We start from the raw sequence: 21,003 nt of genomic DNA on the forward strand, positions 1-21,003 counted from the left end.
AAGCAAGTGCTTGGTAGGGTACCGTATCGCTGTGGACGTTAGCCAGGGTATTGAGACCAGCGAGCAGGCAGCTGCTGACGAGGCCTTTGCGCGGGAAATCCGTGAGTGGCTCGAGGAAAATCTCACCGGGAAGTTTGCCGAGCTGAAGGGCTTGGGCGGACCGGGGCGGGAACACGAGGCGTTCGAGGAACGCCTCGAATGGGACCGTCACCTCGCCGCCGCCGGTTGGACCTGCCTCGGGTGGCCGAAGGAGCACGGCGGACGCGAGGCGACGCTGAGCCAGCAGATCATCTTCCATCAGGAGTACGCACGCGCGAATGCCCCTGCGCGCGTGAGTCACATCGGTGAGGAGCTGCTCGGCCCGACGCTCATCGCGTTCGGCACCGAGGAGCAGAAGAAGCGCTTCCTGCCGGGGATCAAGACGGTCACCGAGCTGTGGTGCCAGGGCTACTCCGAGCCCGGCGCCGGTTCCGACCTCGCGAACGTGTCGACCACCGCGCGCCTCGAGGACGGCCAGTGGGTCGTCAACGGCCAGAAGGTGTGGACGTCGCTCGCGCACCTGGCCGACTGGTGCTTCGTCGTCGCCCGCACCGAGCCGGGATCGTCGCGCCACAAGGGTCTGTCGTACCTGTTGGTTCCGATGAACCAGGAGGGTGTCGAGGTCCGTCCGATCATCCAGCTCACCGGCACCTCCGAATTCAACGAGGTGTTCTTCGACAACGCCCGCACCGATGCGGATCTGGTCGTCGGCGGCGAGGGCAACGGCTGGGGCACCGCGATGGGCACGCTCACCTTCGAGCGCGGCGTCTCGACCCTGGGCCAGCAGATCGGCTTCGCCCGCGAGCTCGAGTCGATCGTCGAACTCGCCGAGAGCAACGGTGCGGCAAAGAATCCCGTCGTCCGCAACAAGCTCACCCGCGCCTGGATGAGCCTGCAGGTCATCCGCGCCCATGCGTTGCGCACCCTCGCGAGCGTCGACGCCAGCGCCAACGGTGGCGAGGCGTCCGTCGCGAAGCTGCTGTGGGCCAACTGGCACCGCGACCTCGGCGAACTCGCCATGGAGGTCCAGGGGGCGGCGTCGCTCGTCGGTGTCGAGAACACCGAGCCCGGCGAGGAGCTGAACGACCTGCAGCGCCTGTGGTTGTTCACCCGCGCCGACACCATCTACGGCGGATCCAACGAGATCCAGCGCAACATCATCGCCGAGCGCGTGCTCGGCCTTCCCCGAGAGGCACGCCCGTGACCGCCACCATCAAGTCCCCGCTCTCCGTCGCTCCCGAAGAGGTCGCGGGCCACGACCTGCTCAAGGGCAAGAAGGTCGTCGTGACCGCCGCGGCCGGCACCGGCATCGGCTTCTCCACCGCGCGTCGCGCACTGCTCGAGGGGGCCGACGTCCTGGTCTCGGACTTCCACGAGCGTCGTCTCGGTGAGACCGTCGAGAAGCTGTCCGCCGAGTTCGGCGACCGGCAGGTCGAGTCGTTCGTGTGCGACGTCTCGAGCACCGAGCAGGTCGACGCCCTCATCGCCGGCGCCGCCGAGAAGCTCGGCCGCATCGACGTTCTCGTCAACAACGCCGGCCTGGGCGGCGAGACCCCGATCGTCGACATGACCGACGAGCAGTGGGACCGCGTCGTCGACATCACGCTGACGAGCACCTTCCGTGCCACCCGCGCCGCGCTGCGCTACTTCAAGGACGCCCCGCACGGCGGCGTCATCGTCAACAACGCCTCCGTCCTGGGCTGGCGCGCGCAGCACTCGCAGTCGCACTACGCGGCTGCGAAGGCCGGCGTCATGGCGCTCACCCGCTGCTCCGCGATCGAGGCCGCCGAGTTCGGCGTCCGCATCAACGCGGTGTCGCCGTCCATCGCCAAGCACCCGTTCCTGGCGAAGGTCACCAGCGACGAGCTGCTCGACAGCCTGGCCTCGCGTGAGGCCTACGGTCGCGCCGCCGAGGTGTGGGAGATCGCGTCGGTCATCGCGATGCTCGCGAGCGACTACACCACCTACATGACCGGCGAGATCGTCTCGGTCTCCAGCCAGCGCGCGTAGGTTCTCCACTTCACCCGCTCGGCCGAATGTCGCACGGGTTCGGTTGGACCGAACACAGGTGACATTCGGCCGAGTGCCGGGGGTGAACCCGATACCCAAGCAATCGCTTGGTTGCTAGAATGGACGACATGACTCCACCCCGAGGCGCCGACGAGTCGTCGAACAAGTCCGAGCGCCGCGCCGAGCTCCTCGAACTCGCTGCGGGCCTGTTCGCCGAACGCGGCCTGCGGGCCACCACCGTCCGCGACATCGCGGACGCGGCCGGGATCCTCTCGGGCAGCCTCTACCACCACTTCGACTCCAAGGAGTCGATGGTCGACGAGATCCTACGAGGCTTCCAGGACGAACTGTTCGGCCGCTACCGGGAGATCGTCGACGCCGGAATGGGGTCGCGCGAAACCTTCGAAGCTCTCGTGATCGCGTCGTTCGAGGCAATCGACGCCTCGCACAGCGCCGTCGCGATCTACCAGGACGAGGCCAAGCATCTCGCCGCAAACGAGCGGTTCGCCTACCTCGCCGAACGCAACCAGGAATTCCGCGACCTGTGGGTCGGCGTGCTCGAGACCGGCGTCGCGGACGGCAGCTTCCGCCAGGACCTCGACATCGAACTGGTCTTCCGTTTCATGCGCGACACCGTCTGGGTGGCCGTGCGCTGGTACCGCCCCGGCGGCTCGAAGGCCGCTGCCGCCGTCGCCGGGCAGTACCTTTCCATCGTTCTCGACGGGCTCGCCAGCCCCGACTCCCGCAAGTAATCCGACCACCAGGAGCGTTCTCATGCCCGAGGTTTACATCGTCGACGCCATCCGCACCCCGATCGGCAAGAAGAACGGCGGCCTGGCCCCGGTCCACCCGATCGATCTGGGCGCGCACATCATCTCCGCACTCGTCGAGCGCACCGGTATCGACCCGGCGGACGTCGACGACGTCATCTTCGGCTGCGTCGACGCCGTCGGTGGGCAGGCCGGCAACATCGCGCGCCTGTCGTGGCTGGCCGCCGGTATGCCGCAGCACGTTCCGGGCGTGACCGTCGACCGTCAGTGCGGTTCGAGCCAGCAGGCCATCCAGTTCGGCGCGCAGGCGATCCTCGCCGGCACCGCCGACCTCATTGTCGCCGGTGGCGTCCAGAACATGAGCCAGATCCCGATCTCCTCGGCGATGGTCGTCGGCGAACAGTTCGGGTTCACCACCCCCACCGCGGAGTCGAAGGGCTGGACGGAGCGCTACGGCAACACCGAGGTGTCCCAGTTCCTGGGCGCCGAGATGATCGCCGACAAGTGGGACATCAGCCGCGAAGAGCTCGAGAAGTGGGCCCTGCAGAGCCACGAGCGGGCCAAGGCCGCCATCGCCGCCGGCCGCTTCGACAACGAGGTCGTCCCCTTCGGTGACGTCACCACCGACGAGGGCCCGCGCGAGACCAGCCTCGAGAAGATGGCGAGCCTGGGCGTGCTCGTCGAGAACGGCAAGATGACCGCCGCCGTCGCCAGCCAGATCTCCGACGGCTCCAGCGCCCTGCTCCTCGCGTCCGAGGAAGCCGTCCAGAAGTACGGCCTGAAGCCCCGCGCCCGCATCCATCACGTCAGCGCCCGCGGCGACGACCCGATCTTCATGCTGAGCGCGCCGATCCCGGCCACCCAGCACGCACTCGCCAAGACCGGCCTGACCATCGACGACATCGACGTCGTCGAGATCAACGAGGCCTTCGCCCCCGTCGTCCTCGCGTGGATCAAGGAGATCGGCGCCGACCCGGCCAAGGTCAACGTCAACGGCGGCGCGATCGCCCTCGGTCACCCGCTCGGTGCCACCGGCACCAAGCTGATGGCGACGCTGCTCAACGAACTCGAGCGCGTCGGCGGCCGTTACGGCCTGCTCACCATCTGCGAGGGTGGCGGCACCGCCAACGTCACGATCATCGAGCGCCTCGAGAACTAGCCGCACCGGTTCCGCGCGAACGCCCTCCCACCCCGCCCGGGGTGGGAGGGCGTTCACGTCGTCGGGGGCGACGGAAGCGGAGTGACGTATCCGACAGTCGTACCGGTCGGTAACCGCAGGTATATTCTGTGTCGCACATGTCCGGCTCGGGGGTTCGGGTCGGCGGGGGAAGATCATCGCAGGCAGAAGCGGCGGCGTTGCCCAGGGGGAATACCGGGGGTTCGCATGCCCGGGCAGAGACGCGTCACACACGGTCCGCGCCGGTTCCGTTCGCCTTCGTTCTTCGAGAATTCCCGCGCCGGACCGCCCGGCCGGCCCGACCAGCGCGTCGTGGCACCCGCCGCGATGCATCCGAAGTTCTTGGGGGAGTTCGTCAATGGGTAAGCACCACCGGAGTCGCGCGTCGGCAGTCGCCCGCGCCGCCATCGTTCCGTCCGCAGCCGCGGCCGTTCTCGTCGCCGCATCGGGCGTCGCCTCGGCCGCACCGGAAGAACTACCGTCACAGGGCGGCGTCACGTCCGCACCGTCCACCCAGGGCGGGGTGACCGCGACCCCGCCGGCAACCGGGACCACCCCGGTGACCCCGGCCCAGCCGGAACCGGTCTACTGGGTCGAGCCGCCCACCCGATACCAGAACATCGAGTACCAGCCGCTCGAGAACTACGACTACGACACCGACACCTACAGCGCACCCGAGAACTACTACGTGGCGCCCCTGCAGGTCCAAGAACTGCACATGCCCACCTACGTCGAGCCCACCGCGCCCATCATCGCGCCGCGGGAAACCCTGCGACTCGGCACCTTCCACACCCCGCAGCCCAACTGGGTCACCGACGGCGACCTCGACCGCACCAACAACACGTCCGCCGTCGTCGAAGCCGAAGTCTCCACGTTCTGGCGGTCCCTCGGCGCCCCGACCACTCGCGCCAACCGCCTCGCCGCCGCCCAGATCGGTATGGGAGCGGTCGGGGCCGGGGTCATGGGGGCAGGTGGCGCCCTGGTCGGTGGACTCGTTGGTGGCGGGATCGGCACCTACGTGGGTGCGGTGACAGGGTTGGGTACGGAGGGGATCTTCCTGCCTGGTGTCGGAGCCGTCACCACGGCGGGTACTGCGACGGGTGCAGCGATCGGTGCCGCAGTTCTGGGCATCCCCGCCGCGGTGGCCGGCGGAGTCGTCGGCGCCGGCATCGGAACCTGGATCGGTGCCGGCGATCTCGGGGAGCCGGTGGATCTGCCGATCCCGGACGTCGATCAGCCGGTCGTCACCGAGCGTACGCAGCAGACGCTGACGGAGTGGGATGCCACTCCACAGGGTGCCGTCGCCGCGTCGACGGTCCGGAACGTCGTGGAGTCTGCTCCCGAGATCGACCGTCGGGCACGGGATTTCGTTTCGGAGCAGCCGGGTGGTGACACTGTCCTCGCGCAGATCGACACCGGACTGACGACGTTCGTCACCGATTCGTCGCTCGGTGTCGCGACGCGGATGATCAGCGAAGCGGTCGGCGCCGGAATCCAGGCGTGATCGGGGTGGGGCGGGCGCGGACGGCGCCCGCCCCACCGGCAGGGAGGAAAGATGCGGACGGACGAAGACCCGAACCTCGGGCGCACCCCGACCTGGTTGACGAGTGACGCCCCGGCCATCGGCGTGCCGAGACGGCGCGTCCCACCCGCGCTGTGGGTCGGGGGTGCGCTGCTCGCGGTCGTCGTGGTGCTCGCGGGGATCGCGTTCGCCGTGGTCCGGTCGGTGTCGGCCCCGACGGTGGGGTCGGCCCGGCCGGTCGCCGCCGAGATGCCGGTACCCGCCGCGGAGTCGGCCCCGCCGGAACCGTGGTGTGTCGAATCGGTGGAGGGCGGGCGCAGCGTCGGACGCGGTCCCGGCAGCACCTCGGACGGCCCCGGCGCGATCCGGGCGTTCGACCACGCCTACTACGTCGAGCGGGACGGCGGCCGGGTCGCATCGCTCATGGTGGACCCCAATCCGGTGGCGGAGATCCAGCGGTGGATCGACGCAGTCCCCGCCGGAACCGAGCATTGCGTCACCGTCGTGTCCACGTCCACCCCGGACGTCTACGACGTCGAACTCGGGTTGCGTATGCCGGGGCGCGCGGACGGCGTCATCCGTCAGACGGTCACCGTCGTGCCCTCCCCGGACGGCTACCGGATCGCCCGGGTCGAGGACGCATAACGAGCCGGTGTGCGGGTCCCGCCGCGTAGACTCGGCGGTACAGAACCACCGGCACAAGACATTTCGGTACGGGTACATATGGCAGTCAAACCGGGGAATCTGCCGATCGAACTGACCGGCTTCGTCGGTCGGCAGACGGAGATCGCCGAGGCGCGCCGCCTGCTGTCGGAGTCGCGTCTCGTGACGCTGACAGGCCCCGGTGGCGTGGGCAAGACCCGTCTCGCGCTCCGGATCGCCGAGGACTCCCGTCTCCGGACGTTCGTGGACGGAACCTGGCTCGTCGAGTTGGGGGAACTGCGGGATCCTGCGCTGCTCGAACAGGTGATCGTTTCCGCGCTCGGGATCCAGGACCGGTCGGCGCGCCCGCCGCGGACGATCCTGATCGAGCATCTCGACGGGAACCGTCTGCTGCTGGTGCTGGACAACTGCGAACATCTGATCGCCGCGGTGGCGGAGGTGACCGTCGAACTGTTGCGGAACTGTCCGGGGCTGTCGATCCTGGCGACGAGCCGGGAGCCGTTGGGTGTCGCCGGTGAGTACGTGATGCGGGTGGCGCCGATGGCGACCGCCGACGGGGATTCCGGGCCGGACGGATCCGGGTCGTCCGACGACGCACTGCTGCTGTTCGAGCAGCGGGCGCAGGCGGCGCTGCCGGACTTCCGGCTCGCCGCCGACAACCGGAACTCGGTAAGGCAGATCTGCCGCCGGCTGGAGGGGTTGCCGTTGCCGATCGAACTGGCGGCGGCCCGTCTGCGGGCGATGTCCGTCGACGAGGTGTTGAGCCGGCTCGAGGACCGGTTTCGCCTGTTGACCCGCGGCAGCCGTAATGCGCCGAGCCGGCAACAGGCGCTGCGATACAGCATCGACTGGAGCTACGACCTGTGCACACCCGACGAGCAATGGCTGTGGACGCGACTGACCGTGTTCTCCGGAACGTTCGACTGGGACGCGGTGGACGGTGTCCTCGGCGAACTCGCCCCGAACGGTGATCTCCTCGACCCCCTGATGTCGCTCGTCGACAAGTCGGTTCTCATCCGGGACGACATCGATGCCACGGTGCGGTACCGGATGCTCGAAACTCTCCGTGACTACGGTCGGGAACGATTCGAGGACCCCGACGAGTACCGGAATCTGCAACGACGACACCGGGATTGGTACGAGGCTTTGCTCGTTCGCGGACGCGCGGAATGGATCGGCCCACACCAGGTGGAGTGGACTGCGCGGCTCGAGGGTGAGCAGGCCAACTTCCGTGACGCGTTCGAGTTCAGTCTCACCGAACCGGATCCGGGTGGTTCCGCGCTGCATCTCGCGGTGGGGCTGCCGGACTACTGGATTCTGCGTGGACGACTCAGCGAGGGCCGCTACTGGTTCGAGCGTGCACTCGCGCGAACGGACGGGCCACCGCAGGACCGGCTGGGCGCAATCGTCACCGGAAGTCTCCTCGCGGCACTGCAACGCGATGTCACCGCGGCCTCCGCCCTCGCCGACGAGGCAACCCGTCTGGCCGACGAACTGCACGACGCCGCCGCGTCCGCGGCTGCGACGTTCGCGGTCGGTATCGGCGCCATCGCCGACGGTGACCTGCCACGGGGCATCGGGCTCCTCGAACAGGCCATCGACCGGTTCCGGGTCGACAACGACCTCTCCAGGCTGGTTCCGGCACTGTACTGGCTCGGCTGCGCATACTTCACGGTCGGTGATGTCGACCGCGCCGCCCCCGTCTACGAGGAACAGTTGCGGATCACCGAATCCCGCGGCGAGGTCATGTGGCGGTCGATGGCGCTGTCCGACTACGGCTCGACCCTGTGGCGGCGGGGAGACCGGGAACGTGGACGCGCACTGCTCGACGAGGCACTGGCAGCGATGCGCAGACTCGTCAACCTGTTCGGATGTGCCTGGTGTTTCGAAGAGGCCGCCTGGGCGGCAGCCGACACCGATCCCGAGCTCGCCGCGATGCTGCTCGGCGCCGCCGCGGCACAGTTCGCGGCGACCGGCAGCCCCATGGACACCTTCGCCCTACTGAGTTCCTGCCACGACACCTGCATGCAAACCGCGCAGAAAGCGCTCGGGGACAAAGGGTTCGACACGGCATTCGCACTCGGCCGCAGCCTGAGCCCCGGCGACATGATCGCCCGGGCGCTGGGGGAACAGCAGGGGGAACCCGAGCCACAACAGGAGCCCGGGGAGACCGCCCTGACCGCCCGCGAACAGGAAGTCGCCGACCTGGTCGCACAGGGCCTGACGAACAAGGTCATCGCCGAGAAACTCGTCATCTCCCAGCGGACCGTCGAAGGTCACGTCGAGCACATCCGCGACAAACTCGGGTTCTCCTCGCGTACCCAGATCGCGACCTGGGTACTGCAGCACACCGATTCGTGAACACCCCCACCTGCAAAGCCGAAGGGTCCCTTCGCGCGCTCGTGGCGCACGAAGGGACCCTTCGGCTGAAAAGGCGAGCCGGCCGCGTCAGGCCTTGAACTTGCCGAGAGCGTCGATGCGCGTCACGGCGTCGGCCACGATGCGGTCGATCAGTTCCTGGCAGCTGGGCAGGTCGTCGATCATGCCGACCACCTGACCGGAGGCGAGGACGCCGGCCTCGGTGTTGCCCTCGACCAGTCCGGCCTTGAGCAGCATCGGGGTGTTGGCGGCCATGATGATCTGCTGCCAGGTGCGGTCGGACGACTTCTTCATCGCCAGTCCGTCCTTGGCGAGCGTCGAGAACTTCATGCCGGTCATCGCCTTGAACTTCAGGGCGTTCTTGGCGGCTGCGACGAGTCCCTTGGCGTAGCTGGACTTCTCGAGCGCGTTCACCAGGTCCGTGTTGAGGACGCGGTGCGGCATGCCGTCGACCTTGAGGGACACGGTGGTGTCCTGCAGGCCGCGCTGAAGGTACTGCTGCTTGACGGAGTCCGGCACGGCGGAGTCGCTGGTGAGCAGGAATCGGGTGCCCATCGCGACACCGGCGGCACCGTACGACAGGGCCGCGGCGAGGCCACGGCCGTCGAAGAAGCCGCCGCCCGCGACGACGGGGATGTCGACCGCGTCCAGCACGGACGGCAGCAGCAGCGTCGTCGCGACACCGCCGGTGTGGCCGCCACCCTCGCCGCCCTGCACGATCACCGCGTCGGCGCCCCAGGAGGCGACCTTGACGGCGTGCTTGGCGGCACCGATCGACGGGATCACGACGATCCCGTTGTCCTTGAGCTTGGCGATCAGGTCCTTCTTGGGTGCCAGCGCGAACGAGGCAACCTTGACGCCCTCACGGATCAGCAGGTCGCAGCGCTGTCCGGCGTCGGACGCGTCGGCGCGCATGTTCACGCCGAACGGCTTGTCGGTCAGCGACTTGGTCTTCTTGATCGCCGCCTCGAGCTCGTCGTACGTCATCGTCGCCGAGGCGAGGATGCCGAGACCGCCCGCGTTGGCCGTCGCCGCCGTCAGGCGCGGGCCGGACACCCAGCCCATGCCCGTCTGCACGATCGGATGCTCGACGCCGACCAGTTCGGTGAACGGCGTCTTCAGCACCTGGCTCACAGGGAGACCTCGCGGTCACGCAGGCTCTTCGGGTCGATGACCTCGCGGATCAGGCGCAGCTCCTCGGCGGTGGGCTCGCGGGTGATGCCCGCCGAGTCCAGGTCCGCGATCTCGAAGGAGGTGTTGGCCCGAACGTCCTCGGCGGTGACGCCGGGGTGCAGGGTGATCGCACGCATCGTCTGGTCGGGGCCCTGGAAGTCGAACACACCCAGGTTGGTGACCACCCGGTGGTTCTTCAGGAAGCGGAACGCCGGGTTCTCCGGGTCCACCTTGTCGTAGCCGACACCGCACACCACGTCGACCTTCTCGGCGAACACGCGCGAGGAGTGCTTGCCCACCCAGTAGCTGGTGGCGTGGTTGATGGTGTTGCCGGGAGCGCCGCGCAGACCGAACATCTGGCGGGTCGGCTTGTCCAGCGGGCCGAACGCCGAGAGGTTCTGGTTGCCGTACTTGTCGATCTGGTTCGCGCCCATCACCACGTGGCGTCGGCCGGAGGCCACCACGTCGAACACCTTGGAGAACGGGATGTAGCCCTCGATCGGCGCGCTGGCACCGATGGCCGGGGCGTCGGCCAGGATCAGGGCCTCGCCGTCGGTGATGATCAGGTCGGGCTCGGTGGTGAGCTTGGCCAGGCGCGCACCGATCAGCGGCAGCGTCGCCATGGGGGAGGCGAAGATCTCGCCGGCGTCGGCGAACAGCTCGGCGCAAGCGACGGCGCAGTACTCTGCGCGGGTTACCTCGGTCATGACTTCTGCTCCTCTGCGAACTTGCGCACGGCTGCCTGGTAGTCGTCCTCGCTGCCGGACAGGTAGGTGTCGGCGAAGGCCTGCCACGCCTCGGGCGTCTTGGCGGACTCGGCGTAGTGGCGCTGGAACTTCTCGTCGCGCTTGTAGCCGCCGGCGAAGGTGAAGTGGGCGCCGTTCGGGGCCTCGGTGACGGTGTCGACCATCGCGCGGTTCAGGATCAGGGCCTGATTCGGGACGGACTTGACGAGTTCCTCGGTCGAGACGATCTTGTCGACGCTGAGGATGCGCTGCTCGGCCGCGAGGCAGAACAGGTCGTCGAAGTACGGGTCGACGCCGGTGTAGGCGGCGTTGCCCCGCTCGTCGGCCAGGTCCAGGTGGACCAGTGCGGCGTCGAGGTTCAGTGCCGGCATCGCCAGCAGCGTCTCGGTGCGGCCGTCGGCGGCCGGGTACGGGGACGCGACGGTCTTGAGCTCGTCGCCCCAGACGGTCTGCGCATCCGAGCCGAGGCCGGCGCGGATCGGCATGAACGGCAGGCGCGCGGCGGCGGCCTGCAGGCCGGCCTTGACCATGCCCTCGTCCATCTCGCGGGACTCGATGGTCCCGGCGACACGAGCCTGGGCGAACCAGGGATCGTAGAACGGCGCCGAGTCCAGGGACACGAAGCCGTAGTAGGCGCGCTTGACCTTGCCGGCCGAGATCAGCAGGCCGAGGTCCGGGCCGAGGTACCCGACGACGGTCAGGTCCTTGACGTCGGTCCGCAGGAGTGCGCGCACGAGGGCCATCGGCTTGCGCCGCGAGCCCCAGCCGCCGATACCGATGGTCATCCCGCTCTGGATGCCGGCGACGGCCTCATCCAATGAGCGGCGCTTTTCGCGCTTCTCAGCCATTACTTGCTGTCTCCCTTGGGTGCGGTGGTGTTCGACTTGGGCTTGCCCGTGGCGACGAACTCGTCGCGGTGCTCGTCGGCGACACCGGCGAGGTTGAGCTCGAACGTGAAGCCCTGCTCGATCCGGTAGCTGGTGTGCACGTCCATCACGTCGATGCGGTTGATGGCTTCCTTGGCGCGGCGGATGACCCGGGTGTCCTTCTTCGCGATGTCGGTCGCGACCTCGCGCGCGGCGGCGTCGAGATCGGCGCGCGGGACGACCTTGTACACGGAGCCGAAGTGCTCGAGCGTCTTGGCGTCGACGTTCTTGGCCGTGTAGTACAGCGTGCGCATCATGTGCTGCGGAACGAGGCGGGCGAGGTGCGTGGCCGCGCCGAGCGCGCCGCGGTCCACCTCGGGCAGGCCGAAGATCGCGTCGTCGGACGCGACGATGACGTCGGCGTTGCCGACCAGGCCGATGCCGCCGCCGACGCAGAAGCCGTTGACGGCGACGACGACGGGAACCTCGCAGTCGTAGACGGCGCCGAAGGCTGCCGCGCAACCGCGGTTGGCGTCGATCAGGGCGCCGTGGCCCTCGGTGGCCTGCATCTCCTTGATGTCGACGCCGGCGTTGAAGCCGCGTCCCTCGGCGCGCAGGATCACCACGTGGGTGCTGGGGTCCTTGCCTGCGGCGAGGATGGCGTCGGCCAGCTCGAACCAGCCCTTGGAGGGGATGGCGTTCACGGGCGGGTAGTCGACGGTGACCGTGGTGATTCCGGCACCGTCCGAAGTCGAGGTGATGCCCATGGCATGTTCCTTACGTCTATTGACCGAACCAAGCGATTGCTTGGTAAGTTATCACAGACGGGTCCGGACAAGCCGTGCCGTTCGTGCGGACGACGCACCCCCGACGGCCGCGGCAACCGGGCGAACGCCCGGCCTGCCCGGCCGCGGCAACTACCAAGGAGAACAAGTGAGCGGATTGCTTGACGGCCGAGTCGTCATCATCACCGGCGCGGGCCGTGGCATCGGCCGGGCCCACGCACTGGCCTTTGCGGCCGAGGGCGCCAAGGTCGTCGTCAACGACATCGGTGTCGGCGGCGACGGCTCCACCACCGGCGAGACCCCGGCCGAGCAGGTCGTCGCGGAGATCAAGGCCGCGGGCGGTGAGGCCGTCGTCAACGGTGACGACGTCGCGTCGTGGGAGGGGGCCCAGAACCTGATCCAGACCGCGATCGATACTTTCGGTGGGCTGGACATCCTGGTCAACAACGCGGGCTTCCTGCGTGACCGCATGCTCGTCGGCATGAGCGAGGAAGAGTGGGACGCGGTGATCCGCGTGCACCTCAAGGGCCACTTCGCCCCGCTGCGTCACGCCGCCGCCTACTGGCGTGCCGAGTCCAAGGCCGGACGTCCCGTCGACGCCCGCATCATCAACACCAGTTCCGGCGCGGGCCTGCAGGGCTCCATCGGCCAGGGCAACTACGCCGCCGCCAAGGCCGGCATCGCCGAGATGACCATCCAGGCTGCTGCCGAACTGAAGAACTACGGCGTCTCCGTCAACGCGATCGCCCCCGCGGCCCGCACCCGCATGACCGTCGGTGCCGGTGGCGCGATGGCCGAGGCGATGGCCGCTCCGGAGGAGGGCTTCGACGCCATGGCGCCGGAGAACATCTCCCCGCTGGTCGTGTGGCTCGGCTCCGCCGAGTCGAAGGACGTCACCGGCCGCGTCTTCGAGGTCGAAGGCGGCAAGATCACGGTCGCCGAGGGCTGGCGCCACGGCCCGGCCCAGGACAAGGGCGACCGCTGGGATCCGAAGGAACTCGGCCCGGTCGTCGCGGACCTGCTGGCCAAGGCCGAGACCCCCACGCCGGTCTACGGAGCATAGGCACTTCACGCTCGTGCGCCTTCAGCGGTGGTCGCTGCTACCGCTGAAGGCGCACGAGCGGTTCCGCGGCCTCAGGCCGGGGCGCGGACGACCAGCGTCGTGCCGGGGAAGTAGGCGGCCAGTTCGCTGCGGGCCTGCTTGAGCGACGCGGTGCCGTAGCCCTGTTTGCGGGCGTCGGGGGCCACCCAGATCGCGACGTCGACTTCGTTGCCGGCGAGTTCGCCGAACACCAGACCGACGCACGACGGCCGTTCTCCGGTGGTGCATTCGGCAACGAACCAGGCCGCGGATTCGTCGTCCATGCGGGCGAGGCCGCTCGTGCGTTCCTGTTCGACACGGTCGGCGTCCCACGGTGTGCCGGTGTCGTCGAGACGCTCGGTGGAGCGGGTTCGGAACAGGGCGGCGTCGGCGTCGGAATTCGTGAAGGGGCGCAGTCGAACTCCCGATCCGGTGCTGTACGGACGCTGTTCGGGCAGCCATTGCAGGGTGGCGTCGAGATCTTCGAGTTCGGTGCGGATCCGGTCGCGCTCCTTGACGGTGAGCCGGTCGAAACGCAGGCCCAGCACGGCTTCGGCGCAGTAGTCCGACGTGCCGAGCAGTTCGCGGACCGCGGTGACTGCGGCATCGCGATCCTTGCTCTCGACGATGGCGTCCAGGACCTCGTGACGCCGGTCGAGCGCTTTCAGCAGTGCCGATGCGATCTCTCGTCGGTCGATCACCTGGTCGTGGTTCTTCACAGTCATGTGCGACATTCCTCCTCGGGACCGGGCATGCCCGACTCCGGTGTGCCGGGCGTCGCCCACCATTATTCCCACGAATCCGCGGCGGGGGAGTGTCGTGCGCTATTCGCAGACGACGACGGGGATCGTCCGGTCGGTCCACGACTGGTAGGTGTCGAAGTCGGCGTACATCTCGACCAGGCGCGGCCACAGGGCGGCGCGCTCGTCGTCCGTCGCGACACGTGCCCGCATCGTCCGGATCTGCGACTTGATCTGCACCGTGACGTTCGGGTTCGCGCGAATGTTCAGGTACCACAGGGGGTTCTTCGGCAGCCCGCCCTGTGAAGCGACCAGGACGACGCGGTCGCCGTCCTCGAGGAACAGCAGTGGGCTGGTGCGCGGCTGCCCGCTCTTGCGTCCGGTCGTGGTGAGCAGGCAGACCGGGATGCCCCACGGGAAGGCGCTGCCGACGCGCCATTTCCCGCCGAGGCGCCCGCCGGTGGCCCGATACAGCGTCACATTGATCCGCGACATCCACTTGATGATGCGGGCCGTGTACTCGGAATCGAGCCCCGACGGGCGCGTCGTCGCCATCTGGTGAGGGCTCCGGTCAGATTCGTTCGATGATGGTGCCGGTCGCCAACGCGCCACCCGCGCACATCGTGATCAACGCGGTCGACGCGTCCCGGCGTTCGAGTTCGTGCAGGGCGGTGGTGATCAACCGGGACCCGGTGGACCCCACCGGATGCCCGAGCGCGATCGCACCACCGTTGACGTTGACCTTGTCCATGTCCGCGTCGTGGACCTGCGCCCACGACAACACCACCGACGCGAACGCCTCGTTGATCTCCACCAGATCCAGATCACCGAGCTTCATACCCGCCTTCTCCAACACCCGGGTGGTGGCCTGCACCGGGCCGTCGAGATGGAACTCCGGTTCGGCACCGACGAGCGCCTGGGAAACGATCCGGGCGCGTGGCGTCAGACCGAGCGCGCGGGCCCGATCCTCGTCCATCAACAACACCGCCGCCGCACCGTCGGAAATCTGCGACGACGTGCCCGCGGTATGGATGGCCCCGTCCATCACCGGCTTCAGCGTCGCGAGTCCTTCGGCGGTGGTGTCCCGCAACCCCTGATCCCGGCGCACCACCGTCGACTCCGCGGTCGGCTGCTTGTCCGCGCCGATCACCGGCGCGGTCACCGGCAGGATCTCCCGATCGAACCGGCCCTCCGCCCACGCCTGCTTCGCCCGCGCCTGCGACTGCACCCCGAGGACCTCGATGTCCGCGCGGGTCAGGCCCCGCCGCCGCGCGATCCGCTCCGCGGCCTCGAACTGCGCGGGCATGTCGATGTCCCACGACGCCGGACGCCGCGGCCCGGCATGATCACCGACCACGTTCGCACCGAGCGGCACCTGACTCATCTGCTCGACACCACACGCCACCCCCACCTCGATCGCCCCGGCCGCGATCAACCCGGCGATCAGATGATTCGCCTGCTGCGCACTCCCGCACTGACAGTCGACGGTCGTCGCCCCGGTCTGCCACGGCAACCCCGCCGCCAACCACGCGGTGCGGGTGACATTGTTCGACTGCGCCCCGACCTGCGTGACACACCCACCGATCACCTGCTCCACCAGCACCGGATCCACCCCGGCACGATCCAGGATGCCCTTCTGCACCGCCCCGAGCGTCTCCGACGCATGCAGACCCGACAACCAGCCACCCCGCTTCCCGATCGGAGTACGCACGGCCTCGACGATTACCGGTGTGCCCACAGTGGGCTCCTTTCACTCTCTTCTTCGAAAAATAGAACAGGTTCGAGCTCTCCGGCAAGGGAAGTTTGGGCGGATTTTTGCCGAGCCTTCCCGGGATCGGTGCTCTGTGATTCAATAGATATAGAACGTGTTCCACATTACTTCGCGCGTGGGCGCGAGGGCCGCGAGGGCAGGAGACATCAGTGGCGCAGCCCAATATTCCCGCAGGGTTCGACTTTACGGATCCTGACATCTACGCACACCGGCTTCCCATCGAGGAACTCGCCGAGGTCCGGCACACGGCCCCGGTGTTCTGGGTCGAGCAGCCCGACGGCGTCGGCGGATTCAACGACGGCGGGTACTGGCTGGTCACCAAGCACGAGGACGTCCGTGACGTTTCGCAGCGCAGTGACGTGTTCTCGACGTACGAGAACACGGCCATTCCCCGGTTCGCCGACGACATTCCGCGCGAGAACATCGAGCTGCAGCGTTTCGTGCTGCTGAACAAGGATGCGCCGGAGCACACCAAGCTGCGCAAGCTCGTCTCCCGCGGCTTCACCCCGCGCGCCATCAACGGTCTGCGCAAGGAGCTCACCGAGCGTTCGCATGCGATCGTCAAGGCCGCCGCCGAGGAGGGCAAGGGCGACTTCGTCACGCAGGTGGCGTGCGAGCTGCCGCTGCAGGCCATCGCCGAGCTCATCGGTGTGCCGCAGGAGGATCGCGGCAAGGTCTTCGACTGGTCCAACCAGATGACCGGCTACGACGATCCGGAACTCGACATCGATCCGACGCAGGCGTCGATGGAGATCCTGGGCTACGCCTACCAGATGGCGGAGGACCGGAAGGCCAACCCGCGCAACGACATCGTCACCTCGCTCATCGAGGCCGACGTCGACGGCGAGGCGCTCAGCGCCGAGGAGTTCGGGTTCTTCGTCATCCTCCTCGCCGTCGCCGGCAACGAGACCACCCGTAACGCCATCACGCACGGCATGAAGGCGTTCATGGACAATCCGGAGCAGTGGGAGCTCTACAAGAAGGAGCGCCCGAAGACGTCGGCCGACGAGATCATCCGCTGGGCCACCCCGGTCGCCGCGTTCCAGCGCACCGCGCTCGAGGACACCGAGATCGGCGGCGTCGCGATCAAGAAGGGCCAGCGTGTGGTGATGAACTACATCTCGGCCAACTTCGACGAGGACGTGTTCGAGAACCCGCACACGTTCGACATCACCCGCGACCCGAACCCGCACCTGTCGTTCGGTGGCACCGGCGCCCACTACTGCCTGGGCGCCAACCTGGCCCGCATGGAGATCGATCTGATCTTCAACGCGATCGCCGAGTTCCTGCCGGACATCGTCGAGGCCGGCGATCCGCGTCGTCTGCGGTCGGGCTGGCTCAACGGCATCAAGGAGTACCAGGTCGACTACAAGACCGGTGGTTGCCCGGTCGCGCACTAGCCGATCGCGCATCACGAGAGCCCGGTTCCGTCCCTCGGAACCGGGCTCTCGTGCTGTACGGGCCTAGGATCGGGGCATGACGATGCTCCCGAGCGCCATCGGCAAGCCCGCCACCCGGGCGCTGCAGCAGGCCGGTATCACCACGCTCGATTCCGTCGCGCGACACTCCGCGAAGGATCTGCTCGCGCTGCACGGTGTGGGCCCCAAGGCGATCCGGATTCTCACCGAATCGCTTGCCGAGCACGGGCTGGCATTCCGAGAATTCTAGGCAAGAGCACGGTAGGGGCGGTCACCGGATCCGGTGACCGCCCCTACCGTGTTGTCCGGGGGACTCAGATCTTCTGCAGCGTTTTCATGGCCCGCTCGACCTCCCAGAACGCGCGCAGCGACTGTAGTTTTCCGTCGGCGTTCACGCGGTAGACGAACACGCCTTCGGCGTCGATACGGTTGCCGGCCATGACGGTTCTGATCGAGCCGATGTTGACGAGTTCGTCGCCGCACACCAGCGAGTCGTTCACGATGAACTCGAGCGAGTCGGTGTTGGCGATGGTCATGTCGTAGAACTTCGAGATCGCCTCGCGGCCGTGATGCCCCTTGCCCTCGGGGTCGAAGCCGGACGGGCCGACGGGATCCTCGACCCAGCCGTCCTCGGCGAACAGGTCGAGCCATTCCTCCTTGCGTTTCCCGCTCGCGGCGGCCTGCGAGGCCTTCGCGGCGATCCGCGCCGGGTGCTCGGTTCCGGTGGTCGTCATACCGTGCTCCTACTTGATGTACTGGTCGGCGAACTTGCGCAGCGAGTCCTGTTTTGCCTCGACGGGGGCATCGAAGCCGAGGCCGTCGAAGATCCACGGGACGACGATGCTGTCGGTGACGCCGGCGTCGGCGAGTTCGGCGTAGCCGTCCTTGCCGAACCGGTCGATGCACACGGCCTGGATCTCGAACGGCAGGTCGGCGCGGCCGTATTCGGCGCGCAGCTCCTTCAGCCGGGCCATCGTGGTGACGAGGTCGTCGAACTTCATCATCGCCGACGTCCAGCCGTCGCCGACGCGGGCCGCGCGTTTCAGGGCCACCTCGGTGTGTCCGCCGACGTAGAACGGCACCGGCTTGCTGGGGGCGGGGCTGATCTGCAGACGGTCGAAGTCGAAGAACTCGCCGTGATATTCGACCATGCCGCCGTCGAGGACGAGCTTGATGATGTCGATCATCTCGTCGACACGGGCGCCCCGCTTCTTGTAGGGCTGGCCACACCACTCGAATTCCTCGGGTGCCCAGCCGATTCCGACACCGAAACCGAACCGGTTGCCGGTCAGGTTGGCGACCGACCCCACCTGGCGGGCGAGGAGCAGCGGGTTGCGGGAACCCAGCTTGAGCACGTTCGTGTAGAAGCCGATCGTGCTGGTGACGGCACCCATGGCGGCCGCCGCGATCAACGGGTCCACCCACGGCGTCTCGGCATTCCACATGCGCGAGCCGTCGGGCGTGTACGGGTAGTCCGCGGCGGCCGTCTCCATGAAGAACAGGGAGTCGGGCAGGGCGACGTTCGCGAACCCGCATTCCTCCGCCGTCTTCGCCAGTGCCGTCAACTGATCCAGCGGGCTCATCGCGATACCGACTGTGAACTTCATGGGGGTGAACCTTCCTAGTTGGTGGGGCGGTCGGAGCCGACCACCCACATCGCGAAGTACTGCGAACCGCCACCGTAGGCGTGACCGAATGCCTTACGGGCGCCGTCGATCTGATGGTCGCCGGCACGTTCCATCACCTGCATCGCCGACTCCGCGTAGCGGATCATGCCGGACGCGCCGATCGGGTTCGACGACAGCACGCCGCCGGACGCGTTGACCGGCAGCCGCCCCCCGATCGCCGTTTCGCCGGCCTCGGTGAACTTCCAGCCCTCGCCCTCGGGTACGAAGCCGAGGTTCTCGAGCCACATCGGCTCGAACCACGAGAACGGCACGTAGATCTCCGCCGCGTCGATCTCGGTCAGCGGATCGGTGATGCCCGCGGCCTTCCACAGCGCGGCGGAGGCGTCGCGTCCGGCCTGCGGGTTGGCGACGTTGCGGCCCGCGTACGACAGCGGTTCGGTGCGCATCGAGGTCGCGTGGATCCAGGCGACCTTGCGGCCCTCGGAGAGGACGGCCTCTGCTGCGTCCTCGTTGCCGATGACGATGGCGCAGGCGCCGTCCGACGACGGGCACGTCTCGTCGAAACGGATGGGGTCCCACAACATTTGGGACGCCATCACCGACTCGACGGTGATGTCGGGCTGCTTGAGGTGCGCGTACGGGTTCATCGCACCGTTGCGGCGGTCCTTGACGGCGACCATCGCACCGATGTGGTCGGGTGCGCCCGAGCGGCGGATGTACGAACGGACGTGCGGTGCGAAGAAGCCGCCGGCACCTGCGCCGACCGGCATCGTGAACGGCACCGGCGTCGACAGCGCCCACATCGCATTGGACTCGGACTGCTTCTCCCAGGACACCGCGAGCACGCGCTTGTGGATGCCTGCCTGCACCATGCTGGCCGCGACGTTGCCGGTCGAGGCACCGACCGATCCGGCCGTGTGCACGCGCAGCAGCGGCTTCCCGTTCGCGCCCAAGGCGTCCGACATCGACAGCTCCGGCATCATCGAGCCCTCGAACAGGTCGGGGGCCTTGCCGATGACGATGGCGTCGATGTCGTCCCAGCCGACGTGGGCGTCGGCCATCGCCCGGTCGACCGCCTCTCGGATCAGGCCGGCCATGGTGACGTCGTGTCGTTTGGCGACGTAGTAGGTCTGTCCGGTGCCGAGGACAGCGGCAAGTTGCTTGCCCATATCAGTTGCGTCCTTCCATGACGGCGACCAGGTTCTGCTGCAGCACAGGGCCACTGGTGGCGTGGGCGAGAGTGCGCTGGGCGGCACCGCTGAAGATCTGTCGGGCCGCGTGCCCGATGCGTTCGAGGCCGGCGGCGAACATCGGGTTGCCGGTGAGCGGTCCGCCCGACGGGTTGACGGTGGTGGCGTCGGTCAGGCCGATCGCCTCGCGCAGGATGATCTCCTGGTGGGTGAACGGAGCGTGCAGTTCGGCGACGTCGATGCTCGACACGTCGCCGCCGGTCGCGGCCCGGGCCGCGGCGGCGGTGGACGGCGACACGGTCAGGTCGCGCGACCCGATGTTCGGCGAGTCGATGCGGTGTTCGATACCGGTGATCCACGCCGGACGCTCGCACAGTTCACGGGCGCGGTCGCCGCGGGCCAGGACGATCGCGGCCGCGCCGTCGGTGATCGGTGCACAGTCGTGTGCGCGCAGCGGGTCGGCCACGAACGCACTGCCGAGGAGGCTGTCGATGTCGACGTCCCCGGAGATCTGCGCGTCGGGGTCGGATTTCGCGGCGGCACGGCTGCGCTGCGCGATCCGTGCCATGTCCTCGGCGGTCCACTTGCCCGCGTCGAGTCCGAGGCGGGCCTGCAGGCCCGCGACCGAAACGGAATCCGGCCACAGCGGCGACACCAGGTACGGGTCCATCTGCATCGCGAGGATCTGACGCAGGTTACCGGCCGACGACTTGCCGAACCCGTACACGAGGGCGGTGTCGACCTCACCGGTCATGATCTTGACCCAGGCCTCGTACAACGCCCAGGCGGCGTCCATCTCGACGTGTGACTCGTTGATCGGAGGCACGGCACCGATCGAGTCGATCGCGGAGATGAACGAGAAGGACCGGCCGGCGAGGTAGTCGGACGATCCGGAACACCAGAAGCCGATGTCGGACTTGGTGATTCCGAGGGTGGAGTACAGCTCCTGGAAACAGGGGACGAGCATCTCGGTACCGTTGGTGGTGCCGGTGGTCTCGCGCACATGGGGGGCCTGTGCGAAGCCGACGACTGCAATGTCTGTCAT

At 68.0% G+C, this 21,003-nt stretch carries 21 protein-coding genes; 10 read left to right on the forward strand and 11 right to left on the reverse strand.

What is annotated here, in order from left to right; genetic code table 11:
- Positions 1–31 precede the first annotated feature (31 nt).
- The 7 genes from Q5696_RS03390 (at position 32) to Q5696_RS03420 (ending at position 8,542) form a co-directional block, all read left to right on the forward strand.
- Positions 32–1,243, forward strand: a complete 1,212-nt coding sequence (locus Q5696_RS03390; RefSeq protein WP_305093824.1) for an acyl-CoA dehydrogenase family protein — start codon at positions 32–34, stop codon at positions 1,241–1,243.
- Positions 1,240–2,049, forward strand: a complete 810-nt coding sequence (locus tag Q5696_RS03395; RefSeq protein WP_305093825.1) for an SDR family oxidoreductase — start codon at positions 1,240–1,242, stop codon at positions 2,047–2,049. The genes Q5696_RS03390 and Q5696_RS03395 overlap by 4 nt, the downstream gene beginning before the upstream one ends.
- Before the next feature lie 128 nt (positions 2,050–2,177).
- Positions 2,178–2,801: a TetR/AcrR family transcriptional regulator gene (locus Q5696_RS03400; RefSeq protein ID WP_305093826.1), complete on the forward strand. Its 624-nt coding sequence runs from the start codon at positions 2,178–2,180 to the stop codon at positions 2,799–2,801.
- A gap of 22 nt (positions 2,802–2,823) precedes the next feature.
- Positions 2,824–3,978: an acetyl-CoA C-acetyltransferase gene (locus Q5696_RS03405; protein ID WP_305093827.1), complete on the forward strand. Its 1,155-nt coding sequence runs from the start codon at positions 2,824–2,826 to the stop codon at positions 3,976–3,978.
- Positions 3,979–4,354: 376 nt separating this feature from the next.
- Positions 4,355–5,500: a hypothetical protein gene (locus Q5696_RS03410; protein ID WP_305093828.1), complete on the forward strand. Its 1,146-nt coding sequence runs from the start codon at positions 4,355–4,357 to the stop codon at positions 5,498–5,500.
- A gap of 51 nt (positions 5,501–5,551) precedes the next feature.
- Positions 5,552–6,163, forward strand: coding sequence for a DUF8176 domain-containing protein (locus Q5696_RS03415; RefSeq protein WP_305093829.1), 612 nt, complete (start codon positions 5,552–5,554; stop codon positions 6,161–6,163).
- 78 nt (positions 6,164–6,241) lie between these two features.
- Positions 6,242–8,542: an ATP-binding protein gene (locus Q5696_RS03420; protein WP_305093830.1), complete on the forward strand. Its 2,301-nt coding sequence runs from the start codon at positions 6,242–6,244 to the stop codon at positions 8,540–8,542.
- A gap of 87 nt (positions 8,543–8,629) precedes the next feature.
- Here Q5696_RS03420 and Q5696_RS03425 read toward each other — a convergent pair whose 3' ends face one another.
- From Q5696_RS03425 to echA20, 4 genes are read right to left on the reverse strand one after another with little or no spacing between them, the layout of a single operon-like run.
- Positions 8,630–9,694 (reverse strand): NAD(P)H-dependent flavin oxidoreductase, encoded by a 1,065-nt coding sequence (locus Q5696_RS03425; RefSeq protein ID WP_305093831.1) that lies wholly within the window; start codon positions 9,692–9,694, stop codon positions 8,630–8,632.
- Complete coding sequence (locus Q5696_RS03430) at positions 9,691–10,440, reverse strand: CoA-transferase subunit beta (protein ID WP_305093832.1); 750 nt, start codon at positions 10,438–10,440, stop codon at positions 9,691–9,693. The genes Q5696_RS03425 and Q5696_RS03430 overlap by 4 nt, the downstream gene beginning before the upstream one ends.
- Positions 10,437–11,327 carry a CoA transferase subunit A gene (locus tag Q5696_RS03435; protein WP_305093833.1) on the reverse strand — a complete coding sequence of 297 codons (891 nt, stop codon included), beginning with the start codon at positions 11,325–11,327 and terminating at the stop codon, positions 10,437–10,439. Before Q5696_RS03435 ends, Q5696_RS03430 begins: the two co-directional genes overlap by 4 nt.
- Positions 11,327–12,112, reverse strand: coding sequence for a (7aS)-7a-methyl-1,5-dioxo-2,3,5,6,7,7a-hexahydro-1H-indene-carboxyl-CoA hydrolase (gene echA20, locus Q5696_RS03440; protein ID WP_305093834.1), 786 nt, complete (start codon positions 12,110–12,112; stop codon positions 11,327–11,329). Before echA20 ends, Q5696_RS03435 begins: the two co-directional genes overlap by 1 nt.
- Positions 12,113–12,278: 166 nt before the next feature.
- Between echA20 and Q5696_RS03445 the strand changes: the two genes are divergently transcribed.
- Entirely contained in the window at positions 12,279–13,193 is a 915-nt protein-coding gene (locus tag Q5696_RS03445; RefSeq protein ID WP_305093835.1) for an SDR family oxidoreductase, read from the forward strand.
- Positions 13,194–13,264: 71 nt separating this feature from the next.
- Here the strand turns inward: Q5696_RS03445 and Q5696_RS03450 are convergent, their stop codons facing one another.
- The 3 genes from Q5696_RS03450 to Q5696_RS03460 form a co-directional block, all read right to left on the reverse strand.
- Positions 13,265–13,936 (reverse strand): GNAT family N-acetyltransferase, encoded by a 672-nt coding sequence (locus Q5696_RS03450; protein ID WP_305093836.1) that lies wholly within the window; start codon positions 13,934–13,936, stop codon positions 13,265–13,267.
- A 99-nt stretch (positions 13,937–14,035) separates the two neighbouring features.
- Positions 14,036–14,506: a nitroreductase family deazaflavin-dependent oxidoreductase gene (locus tag Q5696_RS03455; RefSeq protein ID WP_305093837.1), complete on the reverse strand. Its 471-nt coding sequence runs from the start codon at positions 14,504–14,506 to the stop codon at positions 14,036–14,038.
- Between the two features lie 16 nt (positions 14,507–14,522).
- The gene (locus tag Q5696_RS03460) at positions 14,523–15,689 is read right to left on the reverse strand and encodes a steroid 3-ketoacyl-CoA thiolase (protein WP_305093838.1); all 1,167 of its coding nucleotides are present in this window, start codon (positions 15,687–15,689) and stop codon (positions 14,523–14,525) included.
- Between the two features lie 182 nt (positions 15,690–15,871).
- On the opposite strand from Q5696_RS03460, the gene Q5696_RS03465 reads away from it, so the two are divergent.
- Together Q5696_RS03465 and Q5696_RS03470 are read left to right on the forward strand one after the other, a co-directional pair.
- Positions 15,872–17,122, forward strand: coding sequence for a cytochrome P450 (locus Q5696_RS03465; RefSeq protein WP_305093839.1), 1,251 nt, complete (start codon positions 15,872–15,874; stop codon positions 17,120–17,122).
- A gap of 76 nt (positions 17,123–17,198) precedes the next feature.
- The gene (locus Q5696_RS03470) at positions 17,199–17,390 is read left to right on the forward strand and encodes a helix-hairpin-helix domain-containing protein (protein ID WP_305093840.1); all 192 of its coding nucleotides are present in this window, start codon (positions 17,199–17,201) and stop codon (positions 17,388–17,390) included.
- 64 nt (positions 17,391–17,454) lie between these two features.
- Here the strand turns inward: Q5696_RS03470 and Q5696_RS03475 are convergent, their stop codons facing one another.
- From Q5696_RS03475 to Q5696_RS03490, 4 genes are read right to left on the reverse strand one after another with little or no spacing between them, the layout of a single operon-like run.
- Positions 17,455–17,874 carry a nuclear transport factor 2 family protein gene (locus tag Q5696_RS03475; RefSeq protein ID WP_305093841.1) on the reverse strand — a complete coding sequence of 140 codons (420 nt, stop codon included), beginning with the start codon at positions 17,872–17,874 and terminating at the stop codon, positions 17,455–17,457.
- A 9-nt stretch (positions 17,875–17,883) separates the two neighbouring features.
- On the reverse strand, positions 17,884–18,747 hold the full coding sequence (locus Q5696_RS03480; protein ID WP_305093842.1) for a TIGR03619 family F420-dependent LLM class oxidoreductase: 864 nt from the start codon (positions 18,745–18,747) through the stop codon (positions 17,884–17,886).
- A gap of 14 nt (positions 18,748–18,761) precedes the next feature.
- A complete protein-coding gene (locus Q5696_RS03485) occupies positions 18,762–19,937 on the reverse strand; it encodes a thiolase family protein (RefSeq protein WP_305093843.1) in 1,176 nt (391 codons plus the stop codon).
- A 1-nt stretch (position 19,938) separates the two neighbouring features.
- Positions 19,939–21,003, reverse strand: a complete 1,065-nt coding sequence (locus Q5696_RS03490) for a thiolase family protein (protein WP_305093844.1) — start codon at positions 21,001–21,003, stop codon at positions 19,939–19,941.

It is taken from the genome of Prescottella sp. R16, from assembly GCF_030656875.1.
Classification (GTDB): domain Bacteria; phylum Actinomycetota; class Actinomycetes; order Mycobacteriales; family Mycobacteriaceae; genus Prescottella.